The sequence below is a fragment of the Pseudomonas sp. MPFS genome, assembly GCF_022537035.1.
Classification (GTDB): Bacteria; Pseudomonadota; Gammaproteobacteria; order Pseudomonadales; family Pseudomonadaceae; genus Aquipseudomonas; species Aquipseudomonas sessilinigenes.
In genome coordinates this window covers 3,422,194-3,443,787 of record NZ_CP066123.1, presented here as the reverse complement: position 1 = coordinate 3,443,787, position 21,594 = coordinate 3,422,194, and the positions used below count along the sequence as shown (strand labels likewise).

The following is a 21,594-nucleotide window of genomic DNA, read 5'->3' as shown; positions in this document are numbered from 1 at the left end:
CTCGAATGTTCGCTTCAGGTAGGGGCGCAAGCGCCCGTGCCGGCTCCCCCTGTATCACGCGTCATGAGGTCACCTTGCCGGGCGGCACGATCAGGCCGTCGTGCCACCAGGACGCCAGGCTGTAGACGTGCGGCGCCTTGAGCAGGGTGAAATGGTTGCCTGGCCCGTACCAGGTCTGCAGGTGATCCGTGTGTCGGCTCCAGCCCTCGATCATGCTGGTCTGCTCACGTTGATTGCCCTGTGCATCCAGCGTCGGATCATCGGCCAACACCAGGCGCACCGGACCGTTGTAGCGCTGGCGCGGCTGGTAGACCGTGCGCAGCGCAGCACCAAAGGCACGCGCCGGCCCTTGCATCACATCAGGTGTGGAGCGCGCCGAAAGCATGCCGACGCGCACCATGGCGGCGTGCAAGGTTGCCAGTTGTGCCGATTCATCCAGATCAACAAAGGCCTGCTGATCAATCCCGAACGGTTTTCCAGCCGCCAGCTGCAGGGTTTCGATCAGGCGCAGTAGCACGCCGGTTGCCGTGTACGGCTTGCCGACCACGCCCGAACTGCCCGGTGATTCACTGTCGATCAGGGTCAGCGACAACACTTCGCGCCCCTGGGCCTGCAGGCGCAGAGCCATCTCGAAGGCTACCCAGCCACCAAAAGAATGCCCCAGCAGATGCACCGGCCCATGCGGGCATTGCTGTTCCAGTGCCTGCAGATAGGCCTGCGCCGCCGTTTCCACGCGGCTGTGGGGCAACGCCTTGGCGTCCAGCCCGCGGGGTTGCAGGCCATGGATCGGCCAGGCCGGCCCGAACGCATCACTCAGGCCGATAAACCCTGTGACGCTATCGCCGGCCCCCGGTATGCAGAAGATCGGTGCCTGCCCGGCCTGCCCGCTCTGGATCGTCAGCACCGGTTGGTAGGGTGTGTTGGCCGATGTTGCCGGCAAGGCATTCAAGGCATCGCCGATGGCCTGGCCCAACGCCGCGATGTGCGGCGCCTGCATCATGCTCTGGTGGTCGCCTGGCACCCTGATACGCTGCAGCAGGGCCGTCGGCAGAACCTCATCCCAACCCAGCGTGTCACTGCTGCGCGAAGCCTCATCCATGCGTTCTTCGGCCGTGAACAAATGCACCGGCATGGTCAGCGGCAACAAGCTGTAATGGGCTTGCCCATGGCCATGGGCGACTTCACGGTCCAGGTAGGCCCACAAGGCGTCGCGGGACAGCGCCGCCAGCTGCGGTTGCAGCAAGCCGGCGTCGCAGCAGCGTTGCCACAGGGTGTCAAAGTCCATCTGTGCCGCGTCACCCTCCAACTGCGTGAGGGTGGCCAGCGCCTGTCCATCCACCGGCCGTTGAGCCTGGCAGAAGGCGCGGCACTGTTCGAGCAGGTGCAGGCTGTGGGCATGGGCCACCGACCAGCGCGCCTTGCCTTGATCGACCAGACGCGGCACGTGGGTGTCCAACAGGCCGAGGAAACTCACCTCCTCGTCCATGCCGATCAGCTGCGCGGCGATTTCATACGCCAGCAACCCGCCGAACGACCAGCCGGCCAAACGGTAGGGGCCGTGGGGCTGCACGCTGCGCATCATGTCGATGTGCCGGGCGGCCATGCATTCCAGGGTCCGCAACTGCGGCTCGCCCCAGGCCACGCCTTCCAGGCCGTAGACCGGAATGTCCGCATCCACATGCCGGGCCAGCGCCGGGAAATACACATTCAGCCCGCTGAACTCATGCACCAGAAACAATGGCGCCTGGGTGCCGCCGGCACGTACCGTGACCAGGCCTTGCTCGAGTGCCGGCGCGTCGCTGCGCATGCGCAGCAGCGCGGCCATCGACGCGACGCTGGCGTGCTGGAACAACTGCGCCAGGGTGACCGGCAGGCCGTCCTGGGTCAGCAGGCTGACCAGGCGAATCGCCAGCAGCGAATGCCCGCCCATTTCAAAGAAGCTGTCGTGGCGCCCTACCCTTGCCAGCTTCAACACGTGGGCCCAGTGGCCCGCCAGGCGTTCTTCCAGTGCCCCGACCGGCGCTGCATAGTCGCGGCTGAGCACCGCCTGCTCAGGCGCCGGCAACGCCTTGCGGTCGAGTTTGCCGTTCGGTGTCACCGGCAAGCTGTCCAGCTGGACATACGCGCTCGGCAGCATGTACTGCGGCAAGTGGCTCAGCAGTTCTTCACGCAGTTGCTCGATTGAGCCCGTCGAACCGCACAGGTAAGCCACCAATTGCTTGCCGGCGACCTGCCCTTCACTGTCGTCGCGAGCCATGACCACGGCCTCCCGTACGCCTTCACAGGCCAACAGCGCGCTTTCGACTTCGCCCAATTCGATACGGAAACCACGGATTTTCACCTGATCGTCGTTACGCCCCAGGTATTCCAGGGTGCCGTCCGGCAACCAGCGACCCAGGTCGCCGGTCTTGTACAGACGGCCCGGGCTGTCGCTGAACGGGTCGGCCAGGAAGCGCTCACTGCTCAGTTGCGGCTGGTTGAGGTACCCGCGGGCGATCCCGATACCGGCCAGGTGAATCTCACCGGCCACCCCCAGGCCCGTCGGATGCCCATGGGTGTCCAACACATACACTCGGGTGTTGGCGATCGGACGCCCAATGGCCCGAGGATGCGGGTTGGCGGCAAACACTTCATTGGCGGTCGCAATGATCGTCGCTTCAGTCGGGCCATAGGTATTGAGCAAGCGCGGCGTGTGGCCGCTGCGCAGGAACCAATGCTGCACCGCCTCCGGGCTCAGTTCTTCGCCCCCCACCACAATGACCCGCACAGACGCCGGAATGACAGTGCTGTGATCGTCCGCCAGGCCCTGCCAGAAGCGAGTCGGCAAGCTGATCACCGACAGCCGTGCCTGCGCCGCCAGGCTCCAGAAGTGCGCGGCATCGGTCAACCAGTCGGCACTGCGCAGTACCAGGGTGGCGCCGCAAGTCAGCGCGCCAAAAATCTCTTCGATGGACGCGTCGAAGTTGATGGTCGCAAATTGCAGCGCACGATCCCCCGCCCCCAAGCCGGTCAAGCCACGAATCGCCTGGATCTCATTGCACAGGCCGGCATGCTCGATCATCACGCCCTTCGGCGTGCCGGTCGAACCGGAGGTATAGAGCACATAGGCCAGGTGTTCGCTGACTAGCCCCAGTTGCGCAGGCTGCGGGTTGTGCGTGCCCAGCTCGCGCCAGGGTTGCAGCGCGCTGTTCAAGGTCACCACCTGCATGGCCTGTGGCAGCGTGCCGAGCAGCGGCAGCACTGCGTACTCGCTGAGCAACACCCGTGGCGCACTGTCGCCGAGCATGAAAGCCAGGCGTTGCGGCGGGTAAGCCGGGTCGAGCGGTACGTACGCAGCACCGGATTTGAGGGTGGCGAGCAAGGCCACCACCATCTGCATCCCGCGCTCCAGCGCGATAGCGACACGGTCGTCAGGCTGCACGCCGAGGGCAATCAAATGATGGGCCAACTGGTTGGCCTGGGCATTCAGTTCGGCGTAGCTCAGCGCCTGGCCGTCGAACTCCAGCGCGATCGCGCCGGGGGTACGCAGTACCTGGGCCTCGAACAGGCCATGGATCAGTTGATCCTGGGCTTCGTCGGTATGAGTCTGGTTAAAGTCCAGCAGTACCTGCTGACGTTCGGCCAGCGGCAGGATCTCCAGGCTGCTCAGCGACGCGTCCGGAGTACGTTCCAGGGCATCCACCAGGCTGTCGAGTGCGCCGTGCATATAGCCGCAGACCCGTTGTGCGCCAACTTCCGGGCTGACCTGAACGGTCAGGGCGAAGGCCTGGCCAAAGTCGTCGACGTCCAGCGACAGTGGGTAGTTGCTGCGTTCTTCACCGCCCAGCGCGTGGATGCCGGTCCATACCGCGATGTCTTCACTGGAGGCGGCACCTGCACTGTGACGGTAGTTGAGCAAGGCACTGAACAACGGTGCCGGGGCGGCAACACCGCTGCAACGCTGGGCCAGGGCCAGAGACGCGTGTTCATGACCGAGCAACGTGCTCAAGCGCGCATGGGTGGCCTTGACCCCGGCCTGTGCACCCTCGGCGCCCACGCTGACGCGCAACGGCAAGGTGTTGAGGAACAGCCCCAAGGCGCGTTCACCGCCCTGCAGCCCTCCCATCAGCACCGTGCCGAACACCACCTCATCCTGGCCGCAGACATGCGCCAGTACTTGCGCCCAAGCCACATGCATCAGGCTCGCGGCGCTGACGCCCAGTTGCCGTGCGGCGCTGCGCAGACGCTGGCCAAGGTCCTCGTCCACAAGCAGTTGCGCCGCTTCCAGCGTGCCGCCGGCTTGCACATCGTGCAGGCCAAACGGCAAGGTCGGCTCGTCGATGTCTGCCAGCATCGCGCTGAAAAACGCTTCATGCTCCTGCTCCGTCAGGCCCAGGCGCGCCTGGGCCACATAGTTGCGGTACGGCACGGGCGCGCTCAAGCGGTCTTGCTGACCGGTGAGGAACGCCTGCAACTCGTACTGCAAGAGATCCATGGCGACGTGATCGAACAGCATGTGGTGGAACATCAGCAGCGCACACCACTGCTGTTGCCCAGCGTCATAGGCACCCACCAGGCGCATCAGCGGCGCGTCGCGCAGGTCCATGCGGAAATGCTGCGGGTTGAAACGCTCACGCAGTTGCGCACCGGCATCGCCTTCGCCGTCCAGGTTCAACTCTTCCAGGGCAAACGGCACGTGGCGCAACACCACCTGCACCGGCTCGCCCAAGCCTTCCCAGCGCATGGTGGAGCGCAGGATGTCGTTACGCTCGACCACGCCTTGCAGGGCTTGGGTAAAGGCATCGAGGCGCTCGCGGCTGTCGAAACTGAACGACGCCTGCTCCAGGTACAAATCGCCCTCATCCGCCAACAGGTGGTGATACAGGATGCCTTCCTGCAACGGCGTCATGCCGTAGATGTCCTGTACGTTGGCCAGTTGGCCCGGCACGCTGGCAACGATGCTGTCGATCTCGTCCTGGCTGAGGCTGGCCAGCGGCAGCAACTCAGGCGTGATGCGTGGGCAATCAGCTTCAATGGCATTGGCCGGAATCACCAGCGCGCGGCTGCTGCCGACGACTTTGGCCAACCCGGCAAGGGTCGGATGGGTAAACAAGGCACCGACGTCGACCCGCAGGTCTTCCTGGCGCATGCGCTCCACCAGCTTGACCGCCAGCAACGAATGGCCGCCGAGCTCGAAGAAGTTGTCATGCCGACCCACTTGTTCCAGCTGCAGCACTTGCTCCCAGACCAGCGCCAGGCGGCGTTCGATACGCCCTTGCGGTGCCTGGTAATCACGGCTCGCCACCGCCGACTGATCCGGGGCCGGCAAGGCTTTGCGGTCCAGTTTGCGGTTCGGCGTGAGCGGCAGCGCTTGCAGGGTGACGAAGGCTGACGGAATCATGTATTCCGCCAGCAACGGCGCCAGGTAGCTGCGCAATCCGGCGGCGCTCAGCTCGACCCCGGCATGCGGCACCACGTAGGCCACCAGGCGTTTCTCGCCGGGGCGGTCTTCGCGTGCAATCACTGCAACTTCCTTGACGCCGGCGCAGTTGCCCAGGCGCGATTCGATTTCGCCCAGCTCGATGCGGAAACCACGCACCTTGACCTGGAAGTCATTACGGCCCAGGTACTCGATCGAGCCATCCGCCAGGTAACGTGCCAAGTCACCGGTCTTGTACATCCGCGCACCCGGTACCGGGCTGAACGGGTCGGCAATAAAGCGCTCGGTGCTGATCTGTTCAAGGTTCAGATAACCGCGTGCCACGCCGTCGCCACCAATGAAAATCTCCCCCGCCACACCCAATGGCACCGGCTGCTGCCGGCTGTCGAGCAGGTAGATACGGGTGTTGGCCATCGGTTTGCCGATGGTGGTGTTGCCATTGATGTCGCCGGTGTAACTCACGTAAGCAGTGGTGCAGGACACCGTCGCTTCGGTCGGGCCGTAGGTGTTGATCAGCCGTACATGGGCCGGGCGCGCCTCGTCCCAGAGCTTGAGTTTTTGCGCCGACAACGCATCCCCCGTCACGTTGATCAAGCGCACATCACGCAGATGGGCCTGGGCCTGCTGCGGATCGTGATGCCATTCAGCGGCCAGGGTGTGCCAGTGAGCGGCCGTCAGGTGCAGGAAGGTCGGCGTAATGGCCGGGTCGCGCGCGGCTTCGGTGCCGAACACATGGCGGCTTGGCGCCAGGGTCGCGCCCGCCAACAGGGCCGGGAAGATCTCCTCCACCGACAGGTCGAAGTTCAGCGTGTTCTGTTGCAACACGGTGTCCTGCGGCGTCAAGCCGAACAGGCGCGCGGCGTCGAGGCTGTAGTTGACCAGCCCGCGGTGCTCGATCATCACCCCTTTGGGGTTGCCGGTGGAGCCGGAGGTGTAGATCACATACGCCAGGTGACGGGCATTGAGGCCCGGCACCACCGGGTTGTGGTCGGCACCCTCGACCGGTTCATCCAGCAACACACTCGGGATCGCCAGGGCCGGCAGACGGTCCTGCAACGGACGCTGGGTCAGCACCGCCGAAGGTGTACTGTCGGCGATCATGTAAGCCAGGCGCTCCGGCGGGTAATTGGGGTCCAGCGGCACATAAGCAGCGCCGGCCTTGAGCACCCCGAGCAGGCCCACCAGCACCTCATCGCCGCGCTCGGCGCAGATCGCCACGCGCTCGTCCGGGCCAATGCCCAGGCCGATCAGGTGATGCGCCAGGCGGTTGGCCCGGCGGTTGAGCTCGGCATAACTGATGCGCCCAGCTTCGAACGCCACCGCGATGGCCTGCGGCGTGGCCTCGACCTGGGCTTCAAACAACTGGTGAATAGTGGCCTCGTGCGGGTAAGCGACTTCGGTTTTGTTGAGTGCGTGCAGCAGGTAATCGCGCTCCTCCTCATCCACCAGCGCGATATGCGCCAACTGCGCCTGGTCATCGGCGACCATCGCGTGCAGCAGTCGCTTGAAATACCCCAGGTACCGTTGCAGGGTGGATTCATCAAACAGCGCCGTGGCGTACTCCAGGTTACCGGCGATGTGGCCTTGCACTTCCCCCAGGTCCAGGGACAGGTCGAATTTGGCGAAGTTGCTGGTCTCGCCGACCGCTTCGAACTGCAGGTCACCCATCACCAGGCTTGGGCCGTCGCTGTTCTGCCAGGTCAGCAGGGTCTGGAACACCGGGCTATGGGCCAGGCTGCGCGCCGGCTTGACCACTTCCACCACTTGCTCGAACGGCAAGTCCTGATGGGCTTGCGCTGCCAGCGTGCGGTCCCTGGCATGCGCCAGCAAAGCGGCGACGGTCAGGTCCTCGCCCGCACCAATACGCACGGCGAGGGTGTTGACGAACAGGCCGATCAGGCCTTCAACTTCGGCTCGCATGCGGTTGGCGGCCGGCGAACCGATCACCACCTCATCCTGGCCGGACAGACGGCAGAGCAACGCGCCCCACGCGGCCATCATGGTCATGTACAGCGTGGTGCCGTGGCGTTGACTCAAGGCCTTGAGCCCGGCGGTAAGGTCGACGTCGAGCAACAGGGTCAAGGTCGCGCCGCTGTAGTCCTGGCGCGCCGGGCGTGGACGGTCGGTGGGCAGCATCAGCAAGGCGGGTGCATCCGCCAGCGCTTGCTGCCAGTACTGGCTCTGTTGCTGCAACACCTCGCCACTCAACCAGCGGCGCTGCCACACGGCAAAATCGCCGTACTGCAGGGCCAGCGGCGGCAGCGGGTCCGGCTGGCCGTGGCGGAAGGCCTCGTACAGCGCCATCAGTTCACGGGTCAGCACGCCCATCGACCAGCCATCGGAGACGATGTGGTGCATGGTCAACAACAGCACGTGATGGTCGTCGGCACGCTGCAACAGCTGTGCACGAATCAGCGGCCCCTGTTCCAGGTCGAACGGTTGCAGCGCGTCGGCGCTGATGTGCGCTTGCACAGCGGCCTCGCTGTCGACGTCCAGACGCCGCAGCGCAAAGGCCCGCTCGGCCGGGTCGATACGCACCAGCGCCTCGCTGTTGTGCTGCACGAAACGACTGCGCAGGGCTTCGTGGCGCGCCACGATGGCCGTGAGCGCGCGTTCCAGCGCGTCGGCATCCAGGTGACCGCGCAGCCTGAGGGCAATCGGCATGTTGTAGGCGGTGCTGGCACCTTCCATCTGCGCCAGGAACCACAAGCGCTGCTGGGCAAACGACAGCGGCAAATCCTGGTCGCGCGATACCGGCAAAATCGCCGGCAAGGTACTGCGGGACGCCTGTGCCAGCACCTGGGCCAATGCGGCCAGTTGCGGGTGGGCAAACAGATCGGCCAGGGCCAGTTCCACACCCAGGCGCTGGCGCACCTGGGAAATCAGGCGCATCGCCAACAGCGAATGACCGCCCAAATCAAAGAAATGCCCTTGCCGGCTAATCTGCTCCAGCCCCAGCAGGTCCTGCCAGATATGCGCCAGGGTCGCTTCAATCTCGCCCTCGGGCGCTTCATACACACCGCTGACCACTGCATCGAGGCCCGGCGCCGGCAAGGCCTTGCGATCCAGCTTGCCGTTAGGGTTCAGGGGCAATGCCTCAAGTTGCACATAGGCCGATGGCACCATGTACTCCGGCAGTGCGCTTTGCAGGTAGGCGCGCAGCTCTTCGATCTGCGGCGTAAGGCCGGTGAAGTAGGCCACCAGCCGCTCATCACGTACCAGTACCGCAGCCTCGGTGACTTCCGGGTGGGCCGCGAGCAGCGCTTCGATTTCGCCCAGCTCGATGCGCAGGCCACGGATCTTGACCTGGTCGTCGTTGCGGCCCAAGTAGTCGAGCGTGCCGTCGGCGCGGTAACGCGCCAGGTCACCGGTTCGGTACATGCGCCCGCCCGGCGTGAACGGATCGTCGAGGAAGCGTTCGGCAGTCAGTGCTTCACGGTTGAGGTAACCACGGGCCACGCCGGCGCCGCCGATGTAGAGCTCACCCACGCTGCCGGTCGGCACCAGTTGCCCGTAGGCGTCCAGCACGTAGAGCGTGAGGTTGCGCAATGGCCGGCCTAGCGGAATATCTGTGGCACCGTAGCTGTCCAGGTCAGCGTCGACCGCATGCCAGGCAACCACGTCGCTGCATTCGGTCGGGCCATAACTGTTGATGAATTGCGGGCGCGGCACCTGCAGTTTTTCCAATTGCGACAGCTTGATCGGCTCGCCACCCAGCACCACGCGGCGCAGCTGGCTCAGGGCGGACTGCTGGTCGGCGTCGATCAGCGCATAAAACGCGCTGGGAGCCAGGTTGATGTGGGTGATCGCCTGGTCGCTGATCTGGCGCACGATGCTCGAAGGATCAAACGGGCTGTCCGCCAGGTGCAAGGTGGCCCCCACGGCCAGGCTGGCGAAGATGTTTTTCTGGGTCAGGTCAAAGCTGTGGGAGGTCAGCAGCAACACTGCATCGCTGGCATTAAGACCCACGTCGTCAAGGTACCAGCCAAGCATGTTGAGCACGCCCTGATGCTCGACCATGACGCCCTTGGGCTGGCCGGTGGAGCCTGAGGTGTAGATCACATAGGTCAAGTGTGTGGCCGTCAGTTCGGCCACCTGCGGGTTATGCAGGTTCGGGGTGTACGCGTCATCACGGTCGAGGTCGACCACCGGCATGCCCGGTTCGCCGGCCAGGTGCGCGGTGGCACTGTGCACCAGCAGCGCCGCCGGGGCGCTGTCGTGCAACATGTAGTGAATGCGCTCCAGCGGGTAGTTCGGGTCGATCGGCACATAGGCGCCGCCGGCCTTGAGAATCGCCAGCAAGCCGACAATCAGCTCGGCGCTGCGCTCCACACAGATCGCCACGCGGGCATCGGGCTGTACGCCAAGCTCGCGCAAGTGGTGGGCCAGCCGGTTGGCACGCTCGTTTAGCTCGCGGTAGGTCAGTGAACCGTTGCCGGCCTGCACGGCACGGGCATCCGGTGTGCGCAGTGCCTGAGCCTCGAACAGGCTGTGCACCGTGGCGCCCGGCAATGCAGTGCGCAGGCCGCCAAGGCCGGCCAGCTGCTGTTGGCGCTCGTCATCATCGAGCAGTGGCACACGGGCTAGCAGCGCCTGATCGTCGGCGACCATGGCGCGCAACATGCGCTCAAGGTAGCCGAGGTGACGGGTCAGGGTCGGTGCATCAAACAACGCCGTGGCGTAGCTCAGGGAGCCGATGATATGGCCCTGGGCCTCGCACAGCTCCAGCGACAGGTCGAATTTCGCCGCGCTGTTGATCTGGCCGCTGCCTTCCAGCACCAGGTCACCGAGTACCGGTGCCACACTTTCGTTGTTCTGCCACGTCAGCATGGTCTGGAAGATCGGGCTGTAGGCCATGCTGCGCACAGGTTTGATGATATCCACCACCTGTTCGAACGGCAGGTCCTGATGGGCCTGCGCGCCCAGCGTCTGGGCCTTGACCCGCGCCAGCAGGGTTTGCACGGTCGGCTCACCCGAGGCGTCGATACGCACGGCCAGGGTGTTGACGAACAGACCGATCAGGCCTTCGACCTCGACACGGTTGCGGTTGGCCACCGGTGAACCGATCACCACTTCATCCTGCCCGGCCAGACGGCTGAGCAACGCGCCCCAGGCCGCCAGCAGCGTCATGTACAGCGTGGTGCCATGGCGTTGGCTGAGGGTCTTGAGGCCCTGGGTCAGCTCGGTATCCAGTTGCAGGTTCAGCACCGCACCGGCGAAGTCCTGCTGCGCGGGACGCGGGCGGTCAGTGGGCAACGTCAACATGGCCGGAGCACCGGCCAGAGCCTGTTGCCAATACAGGTTTTGCTGTTGCAACACCTCGCCACTCAACCAGCGGCGCTGCCACACGGCGAAGTCGGCGTATTGCAGGGCCAGCGGCGGCAACGGGTCGGCCAGGCCCTGGCTGAAGGCGCCATACAGCGCCATCAGCTCGCGGGTCAGCACGCCCATCGACCACCCGTCAGAAGCGATGTGGTGCAGGGTCAACAGCAGCACGTGGTGTTCGTCACCCATGCGCACCAGGCGCGCACGCAGCAACGGCCCGTTGACCAGGTCAAACGGGGCCAGCGCCTCGTGCTCGGTCAAAGCCTGCAACTGCTGCGCTGCATCGGCCAGCTCGCGCAGGTCGTTGTGCTCAAGCACAAAGGCGCCTTCGACCGGGGTGATGACCAACTGCGGCTCATCGTTATCGACCACAAACACACTGCGCAGCACTTCATGCCGGCTGACGATCTGCGCCAGGGCGCGCTCCAGCGCCAGCGCATCAAGGGCGCCACGCAGGCCCAGGCCAATCGGCATGTTGTAGGCGGCGCCGACATTGTCCATCTGCGCCAGGAACCACAGGCGCTGCTGGGCAAACGACAGTGGCAGCGCCTCTTCACGGGACACCGGCACGATCGGCGGCAGGCTGCTGCGCCCCGCCTTGGCCACCGCCTGGGCGAGGGCCGAGAGTTGCGGGTGGGCAAACAGCGCTGCAAGGTCCAGTTCCACCCCCAGGTGCACACGCACCTGGGAAATCAAACGCATGGCCAACAACGAATGCCCGCCCAGCTCGAAGAAGTGATCTTCACGCCCGACCTGCTCGACCTTGAGCAATTGGCTCCAGATCTGCGCCAGCGCCACTTCCACCTCGCCCTGCGGCGCTTCATAGCCACGGCTGAGCAAGGCTTCCTGATCCGGGATCGGCAGCGCTTTGCGGTCCACCTTGCCGTTATTGGTCAACGGCAGGCTGTCGAGGCGCACATAGGCACGCGGCACCATGTACTCCGGCAGCTGCTCTTGCAGCCAGGTGCGCAGGGCCTGGATGTCCAACGCCTGGTGCTCGGTGAAGTAGGCCACCAGGCGCTTGCTGCCCGGCTCGTCCTCACGGGCCAGCACCACGACCTCGTTGATCTGCGGGTGTTCGCCGAGGCGGTTTTCGATCTCCCCGAGTTCAATGCGGAAACCACGGATCTTCACTTGGTCGTCATTACGGCCCAGGCAATCCAGTTCGCCCTTGGCCAACCAGCGGCCAAGGTCGCCCGTGCGGTACATCAACGCGCCCGGCTCGTGGCTGAACGGGTCCAGAATAAATTTCTCGGCGCTCAGCTCGGGCCGGTTCAGGTAACCCTTGGCGACGCCTTTGCCGCCAATGTAGATCTCCCCGACAACGCCCAACGGTACCGGCTGCTGGCGTTGGTCGAGCAGGTAAATGCGCGTATTGGAAATCGGCCCGCCGATCGGCACGCTCTCGGCATCGTCGGCCAGCGCACGCACTTCAAAGGTGGTGGCGTAGGTGGTGCTTTCGGTCGGGCCGTAGCAATGCACCAGACGCAGCTTGGGCGCATGCTCAAGCAGGCTGCGGAACGCCGCCGGGTCCGCGCGTTCGCCGCCACACAGCAGCATGCGCAAGCCCTTGAGGGCGTCGGGAATCAGCTGTACGTACTGGTTGAACAGCGCCGTGGTGGTGAACAGGATCGTGACCGCCGATTCGCTCAATACGGCGCCAAAACGCAGTGGGTCAAGCAGCGTGTCGTGGTCGATCACCACCACTTGGCCGCCATTGAGCAAGGCGCCCCAGACGTCCATGGTGCTGGCGTCGAACGCCGGGTTGGAGGCAAAGGCAATACGGTCATGGGTATTGAAATCGGCATAACCACCGTTGATCACCAGCCGCGTGATGCCCCGATGCGGCACCAGCACGCCCTTGGGCACGCCGGTGGAACCGGAGGTGTACATGATGTAGGCGACCGACTCGGCAGACTGTTCAATGGCCGGGTCGTGGACCGGAGCATCGCTCAGGTCGAGGCTGTCCAGGTCCAGGCGCTCGCCGCCTTCGGGGGCTTGATGGGCGCTGGTGGTGAGCAGCCATCGCGCGCCGCTGTCCTGGCGCATGAAGGTTTGACGGTCGGCGGGAGCGTTGACATCCAGCGGCACATACACCGCGGCTGCCTTGCTGATTGCCAGTTGGCTGGCCAGCAAGTCTACGGAACGCTCCAGCAGGATGGCGACACTGTCACCCGCCTGCACGCCCAGGCCGATCAGGTGGTGGGCCAGGCGGTTGGCGCGCCGGTTCAATTGCGCATAGCTCAGCGACTGTTCAGCGTGAACCACCGCTACAGCGTCCGGACGGATGCGTACCTGAGCCTCGAACAACGCGTGCACGGTCGAGGTCTGCGGGAACGGACGCTCGCTGTCGTTGAAGGCTTCCAGCAGTTCCTGGCGCTCAGCCTCGGGCAAGACCGACAGGTCCTGCAACGGTGTACCGGGCGCATGTTCCAGGGCATCGACCAATTGCGCCAGCGCCGCCTGCATATAGACGCACACACGCAGTGCACCAATCCCCACCAGCGCCTGGGCATTGAGTTGAAAGCCGCTGCCGAAGTCATCGACGTTAAGCACCAGCGGGTAGTTGGTGCGCTCTTCCATGCTCAGCGCCTGAATGCCGTCCCAGGCGGCAATGTCTGCGGTGGAGACTGGCGCGGCCGCACTGTGGCGGTAGTTGAGCAAGGTGTTGAACAACGCCTGCGCCGCCGGCATGCCGCTGCAATGCTGGGCCAGCGACAAGGACGCATGTTCGTGGGCCAGCAGTTGCGCCAGTTGCGTGTGAGTGGCACGCACTGCTTCGCGGGCCCCGTGGGCGCCGATGCTGACACGCAACGGCAATGTGTTGATGAACAAGCCCAGCGCACGCCCTGCCCCTTCACCGCCTTGCAAGCGGCCCAGCAGCACCGTGCCGAACACCACGTCCTCACGGCCACTGACCTGCGCCAGCACCTGGCCCCACGCCAGGTGCATCAGGCTCGCGGCGCTGACCCCAAGCACCCGCGCCTGCTCACGCAGCCGCCCGCCCAGTACGCTGTCGAGCATCAGGTGCGATTCCTCGACCCCCCTGCCGTCGCCCTGCACATTCTGCAGGCCGAACGCCAGGGTCGGTTCATCGATATCACCCAGCATCTCTCCGAAGAACGCTTCATGGGCCCGGCGATCGGCGCCCAGGCGCGACTGCGCCACATGCTCGCGATACGGAATCGACGGCGGCAACTGTGCGCTCTGGCCTTTGAGGCTGGCCTGGACCTCCTCGATCAGCACCTCCAGCGCGGTATGGTCGAGCACCATGTGGTGGAACAAAAGGATGCCGACCCAGCGCTGGTTGGCACTGTCCTCGGTGTAGGCCAAATGCATCAGCGGAGCACGGGTCATGTCCAGGCGATAGTGGCGCGGGTCGAACCGACTGTGCAGTTGCGCCAGTACGTCACCCTCGGTCGGGTCGATGGCCACTTGCTCCAGGCCCAGCGAAGCCTGGCGCCATACCACTTGCACAGGCTCCACGAGCCCTTCCCAGGCGATGCTGCTGCGCAGGATGTCGTGACGGTCGATCACGCTTTGCAGGGCCTTGGCGAACAGGTTGAGCGGTTCGGGCCCGGTAAACGAAAACAGCATGTGCAGCAGGTAGGCATCACCCTGATCCGCTGCCAGGTGGTGGTAGAACATACCGTCCTGCAGCGGTGCGAGGCTGTAGATATCCTGCACATTGCGCACGCCGCCGGGCACGCTGGCGACGATGCGATCGATGCTGCTTTGGTCCAGTTCGGCCAGGGGCAGCAGGTCCGGAGTGATCTGTTCGCAGCCAGGCTCGATCAGGTTGGCCGGCACCTGCAGCTGCGCATGGCCGCCCACGGCGGCCGCCAGGGCCGCCAAAGTGGGCTGGCCAAAAAGGACACGCACATCGGCGCTCAATTCGAGCTGGCGCATGCGTTCGATCAACTTCACCGCCAGCAGCGAATGGCCGCCCAGTTCGAAGAAGTTGTCGTGCCGCCCCACCCGTTCCACGCCCAGCAACTCTTGCCACAGCGCGGCGAGGGTCTGCTCCACCTCCCCCTCCGGACGCTCGTATTCGCGCCGCGCCAGGGCCTCGCCATCCGGCGCCGGCAAGGCTTTGCGATCAAGCTTGCCGTTGGTGGTCAACGGCAAGCGCTCAAGCATCACGAATGCGCTGGGCACCATGTAATCGGCCAAGGACACCAGCAACTGCTGGCGCAGGTCGGCCGCCACAAGTTCGGCACCATCGGCCGCGATGACGTAGGCCACCAGGCGCTTGTTGCCGGGCTGGTCCTCGCGAGCAATCACCACCGCGTCACGCACGCCGTCACAGGCCGCGAGGTGCGCCTCGATTTCCCCGAGTTCGATACGGAAACCACGGATCTTCACCTGGTCGTCATTGCGTCCCAGGTAGTCGATGCTGCCATCGGGCAACCAGCGGCCCAGGTCACCGCTCTTGTACAGGCGGGCATCGGCACGCCCGCTGAACGGGTCGGCGATAAAGCGCTCGGCATTGAGTTCCGGGCGGTTCAAGTAACCACGTGCCACCCCGGCACCGCCGACGTACAACTCACCCACGACGCCCACCGGCACCGGTTCGCGTGCGCTGTCGAGCACGTAGAGTTGCAAGTCCGGAATACGCCCGCCAATCGGGCTGGCCCCCACCAACTGCGCATCCGCCGCTTCAAGGGCGCGGTAAGTCACATGCACCGTGGTTTCGGTGATGCCGTACATGTTTACCAGTTGCGTACCGGCGTTGGCCGCACGCGCATACCAAGGCTTGAGCATCCCCGGTTCCAGGGCTTCGCCACCGAAAATCACCTGGCGCAGGGAATGCTTCAAGGCACTCTGGCCCTGGGCGGCGATCAATGAACGGAAGGCACTCGGGGTCTGGTTGAGGATGGTCACACCGGCACTGCACAGCAGCGCATAGCACTCGTCCGGCGAGCGGCTGGTGAGTTGCGGCACTACCAGCAACTGCCCGCCGTGGATCAGCGCGCCCCAGATTTCCCAGACCGAGAAGTCGAAGGCGAACGAGTGGAACAGCGCCCACACGTCCTTGTCATTGAAGTTGAACCACCCTTCGGTGGCGGAGAACAGCCGCGCCACGTTGCGGTGCTCGATCATCACACCTTTGGGCAGGCCGGTAGAGCCTGAGGTGTAGATCACGTAAGCCAGGTTGGCCGAGGTCAGGCCAGGCACTTGCGGGTTCTGCATCGGCTGCAGTTGCAGGTCCGTCGCGTCCAGGTCAATCACCGGCACCGCAAGTTCGGCAATCCGCGCCTGTGTCGCCGCCTGCACCAGCACCGCCACCGGCGCACTGTCCTGCAGGGTGTAACTGATGCGTTCCTGCGGGTAGGCAGGGTCGATCGGTACGTAACCGGCACCCGCCTTGAGGATGCCGAGCAAGCCGATGATCATTTCCAGCCCACGCTCCACGCAGATCGCCACCCGCTCATCCGGGCTTACGCCCAGGCTTAGCAGGCGGTGCGCAACCCTGTTCGCGCGCGTGTTCAGCTCGGCGTAGCTCAGGTGACTGTCTTCAAACACCACCGCGATGGCATCGGGCTGTTCGGCCGCCTGGCGCTCGATCTGGTGATGAATCAACGCGGCATCGGCATACAGGCTGTCCGTGGCGTTCCAGTGTTGCAACAGTTGCTCACGCTCAAGCGCCGGCAACATGCCCAGGCTTGGCAGCGCGGCTTGTGGCGTCTGTTCCAGCGCCTGCACGAGGTTTTCCAGCACACATTGCATATAGCCGCAGATGCGTGCGGCACCAATGGTGCCGTCGGCCATGACCGACAGGCTGAAGGCATCGCCCATGTCGTTGACCGACAGGGTCAGTGGGTAGTTGGTGCGTTCCTTGCTGTCGAGGATGCCGATACCTTCCCAGGCGGCCTGCGCGGCCTGGGACACATCCCCACCGCCAAGCTGACGGTAGTTGAGCAGCGAGCTGAACAGCGGCGTAGAGGGCGCCACCTTGCTGCAGCGCTGCGCCAGCACCAGCGACGCGTGCTCATGGCCGAGCAAACCGGTCAGGCGCGCATGGGTCGTTTTGACCAGGCTGCGTACGCCCGCCTCACTGAGGCTGATGCGCAACGGCAGCGTGTTGATGAACATCCCCAGGGCGCGGTCGGCGCCTTCGCCGCCTTGCAGGCGCCCCAGCAAGACCGTACCGAACACCACGTCATCGCGGCCGGAAACACCGCCCAGCACCCGGGCCCAGGCCAGGTGATACAGGCTCGCCGGGGTCACGCCCAACTGCCGAGCCTGCTTGCGCAGGCGCGTGTTGAGGGTGTCATCGAGTTGCAGCAGCACCTCTTCCACCCCGTGGCCATCGCCTTGCACATCCTGCAGGCCAAACGGCAGGGTTGGCTCGTCGATATCGCCCAGCATTTCACTGAAGAACGCTTCGTGTTCTTCGCGGCTCACGCCCAGGCGTGCCTGCGCCACGTAGTTGCGATACGGCACCGAAGCCGGCAATTGTGCTTCTTCACCGCGGGTATGGGCTTCGACTTCGGTGATCAGCATGCGCAGGGAGGTGGCGTCGTCCACCAGGTGGTGCAATAGCAACACGGCCACCCAGCGTTCGTTGGGGGCGTCCTCGCTGTAGCCGATGCGCATCAGCGGGGCCTGGCGAATGTCCAGGCGATGGTGGCGCGGGTTGAGGCAGGCGGTCAGTTGTTCAGCGATATCACCGGCGGCCGGATCCAGGGGGATTTCATCAAGGCCCAGCTGTGCCTCGCGCCAGACCACTTGCACCGGCTCGTCCAGGCGCTCCCAGACCACCGCCGTACGCAGAATGTCGTGTCGCGAAATCACGCCTTGCAGTGCGTCGGCGAAACGTGTCAGCCGCTCGCGGCTGGTGAAGCTGAAGGTCACGTATTGCAGATAGGGGTCGCCCTGGGCGGCCGCCAAATGGTGGTACAGGATGCCCTCTTGCAGGGGCGCCAGGCTGTAGATTTCCTGGACGTTGCGCGCCCCGCCCGGCACCGTCGCCACGATGCGCTCGATGGCGTCCTGATCGAGGTCCGCCAGGGGCAGCATGTCCGGGGTGATGTGATCGCAACCCTCGGGCACACGATTGGCGGGCACCTCCACGTCCTTGCTCGCACCGGCGACAGCCGAGGCCAGGGCCGCGAGGGTCGGCTGGCCGAACAGCACACGCACATCGGCACCGAGCCCGACCTGGCGCATGCGCTCGATCAACTTGACCGCCAGCAACGAGTGGCCACCCAACTCGAAAAAGTGATCCTGGCGCCCAACCTGCTCAACATTGAGCAAGTCCTGCCAGATCGTCGCGATTGCAGTTTCGACCGCACCTTGAGGTGCTTCGTACTGACGCCGCGCCAGTGCGTCGGCGTCCGGTGCCGGCAAGGCCTTGCGGTCGAGCTTGCCGTTGGTGGTCAACGGGAAGCTGTCGAGCATGACAAACGCAGCAGGCACCATGTACTCGGCCAGATGCACCAGCAACTGGGTCCGCAGGTCGGCGGCGTTCGGCGCCATGCCCTCATCACCAATCACATAGGCCACCAGGCGTTTGTCCCCCGGCGTGTCTTCACGGGCAATCACCACGGCTTCGCGCACGCCGTCACAGGCTGCCAGGCGCGCTTGGATTTCGCCCAATTCAATCCGGAAACCGCGAATTTTCACCTGGTCGTCGTTACGCCCCAGGTAGTCGATGCTGCCGTCTGCCAGGCGACGGCCCAGATCGCCAGTCTTGTACAGGCGAGCGCCAGGGCGGCCGCTGAACGGGTCGTCGATAAAGCGCTCGGCATTGAGTTCCGGGCGGTTCAGGTAACCACGGGCCACGCCCGCGCCACCGACGTACAGCTCGCCCACCACCCCGACCGGCACGGGTTCGCGCCGATCATCGAGCACATACAACTGCAAGTCCGGAATGCCCCCGCCAATCGGGCTGGCACCCACCAGCTGCGCATCCGCCGCTTCAAGGGCGCGATAAGTCACATGCACTGTGGTTTCAGTGATGCCGTACATGTTCACCAGTTGCGTACCGCTATTGGCGGTGTGGGCGTACCACGGCTTGAGAATCCCCGGTTCCAGTGCTTCGCCACCAAAAATCACCTGGCGCAGGGCGTGCTTGAGGGTGCTTTGGCCCTGGGCAACGATCAGTGCGCGGAAGGCGCTCGGGGTCTGGTTGAGAATGGTTACACCGGCGCTGCACAGCAGCGCATAGCATTCATCGGGTGAGCGGCTGGTCAGCTGCGGCACCACCAGCAACTGCCCGCCGTGCATCAGCGCGCCCCAGATTTCCCAGACCGAGAAGTCGAAGGCGAACGAGTGGAACAAAGCCCATACGTCGTGATCGTTGAAGTGGAACCAGTCCTCGGTGGCGGTGAACAGGCGCGCCACGTTGCGGTGTTCGATCATCACGCCCTTGGGCAATCCGGTGGAACCGGAGGTGTAGATCACATAGGCCAGGTTCGCCGGCGTCAGGCCCGCGACCTCGGGGTTGCCGGTTGATTCGTCCTGGCAGTCCCCCGCATCCAGCGTGATCACCGGCACCGACAATTCGGCCACCCGGGTGTGGGTGGCCTGTTGCACCAGCACGGCCACCGGCGCGCTGTCTTGCAAGGTGTAGCTGATGCGTTCCTGGGGGTAGGCCGGATCGATGGGGACGTAACCGGCACCGGCCTTGAGAATACCCAACAGGCCAATGATCATTTCCAGACCGCGCTCGACGCAGATCGCTACGCGATCATCCGGGCGCACGCCCAACGCCAGCAGGCGATGCGCGACCTGGTTGGCGCGCTGGTTGAGCGCGCCGTAGCTCAGGCGCTGGTCATCAAACACCACCGCGACAGCGTCAGGCCGCGCCGCCGCACGGGCTTCGACCTGGCTGTGGATCAGTGCGCTGTCGGCATACACCGTTTCGTTGCTGTTCCAGGCGTGCAGCAGATGCTCGCGCTCGGTTGCAGGCAGGATGCCCAGGGTTTGCAGCGGCGCCTGCGGGGAGTGTTCCAGCGCATCGACCTGGCTCTGCAAGGCGGCATTGAGGTAGCGCGCGACACGCTCGGCGCCTATGTCGGGGCCTGCGAGTACCGTGATATGGAAATCCTCACCCAGGTCATCGAAGTTGACGGTCAAGGGGTAGTTGGTACGCTCCTGTGCCCCGAGCGCTTGCATGCCGGCCCAGGCGACCTGCGCTTCGGTGGTAGCGCCGGTGGCACTGTGGCGGTAATTGAGCATCGCGCTGAACAGCGGCGTGGGCGTGGCCACGGCGCTGCAGCGCTGGGCCAGAGCCAGCGAGGCGTGCTCATGCGCAAGCAGCGCGGTCAGGCGCTGATGGGTCAGCTTCAGGCCACTGCGCACGCTTTGCGCGCCGACGCTGACACGCAGCGGCAAGGTGTTGATGAACATGCCCAGGGCGCGGTCAGAGCCCTCGCCCGCGTGCATGCGACCCAGCAGGACCGTACCGAAGACGACTTCCTCGCGTCCGGATACCTTGCCCAGCACTTGCGCCAGCGCCAGGTGCACCATGCTGGCGGCGCTCACGCCTATCTGGCGCGCCTGGGCACGCAGGCGCTTGCTCAAACCGCTGTCGAGCATCAGGTGGCTTTCGTCGATACCGTGACCATCCCCCTGAACATCCTGCGCGCCGAAAGGCAGGGTCGGCTCGTCGATGTCGCCCAGCATCTCGCGAAAGAACGCTTCATGCTGCTGTTCCGTCACACCCAGCAGAGCCTGGGCCACGTAGTTACGGTACGGCACCGGCTCGCCGAGGTGCTCGACCTGCCCCAGCAGGAAGGCCTGCATTTCGTGCTGCACCACCTCCATCGCGGTATGGTCCAGCGCCATATGGTGAAACATCAACACCGCCACCCAACGCTGACTCGCTGAATCCAGCGCAAAAGCCATGCGCATCATCGGCGCCTGGCGAATGTCCAGGCGATAATGACGGGCATCGAAGCGACCTTGCAGTTGGGTCAGCACGTCACCGTCGCGCGGGTCCAGGTGCACTTCCTCACTGACCAGCGCGGCCTTGCGCAGCACCACCTGGACCGGTTCATCGAGGCTCTCCCACACCACCGTGGTGCGCAGAATATCGTGACGCTTGATCACGTACTGCAAGGCTTCGGTGAATTGCTCCAGGCGCTCGCGGCTGTCGAACGCGTACTGCGATTGCAGCAGATACGGGTCACCCTGTTCGGCGGACAAGTGGTGGTACAGCATGCCTTGCTGCAACGGCGCCAGTGGGTAGATGTCTTTCACGTTTGCCAGGCCACCGGGCACGGCCTCGACAATCTGGTCGATGGTCGCCTGGTCCAGCGTCGTCAATGGCAGCATCTGCGGGGTAATGCGATAGGCCGGGCTCAGCCAGTCGCCACCGTTGCGGGCGATCAACTCAAGCAATTGCGCCTTGTGCCTGCGCAGGCTGTCGATCACCCCGTCATCGAGCCCCTCATCGTCGCCCAGGATGATCAGGTCATCCTCTTCACGTTGAAGATGGATCGGGTGGGTCGAAAGAACTGCCATCAATTCGCTGAAGTGCATGGTGTGCCCTGCTTAAGATTCGAAAACAATGACGAAAAAGCCCGAATTCGCGTGTAACCGAAAAACCGGGCATCGAACGCCGGCGCATGCCTTCCATGGACAGAGGCGCCGCCGCCGACAGGTTCAAAAAGTGATGGGTTGAATGCCCGCCACAGGGCTCCCCACAGGGCAGGAAAACTAAAACATCCGCACTGAGGTGTATGTCATGGGAAGCCGGGACAATGGGGATGCCCAGCGGATAAACATGCGGGAGCCGGCTTGCCCGGCTCCCACGGTTAAAGGTTTATGCCTGCCAGATTGGCCACACCCAAGCGCCAAGGCGGGAGCCTTCCGGCCAAAGCGCAACAGCTCCCACAGGG

1 protein-coding gene is annotated in these 21,594 nt (G+C 64.6%); it reads right to left on the bottom strand.

The features are described from left to right. Positions 1–61 precede the first annotated feature (61 nt). On the bottom strand, positions 62–21,235 hold the full coding sequence (locus I9018_RS15745; RefSeq protein ID WP_277398109.1) for a non-ribosomal peptide synthase/polyketide synthase: 21,174 nt from the start codon (positions 21,233–21,235) through the stop codon (positions 62–64). Between the last annotated feature and the right edge of the window lie 359 nt (positions 21,236–21,594).

Coding starts and splice junctions, on each gene's coding strand:
- I9018_RS15745 (WP_277398109.1), bottom strand. CDS start 21,235: ATGCACTTCAGCGAATTGATGGCAGTTCTTTCGACCCACCCGATCCAT.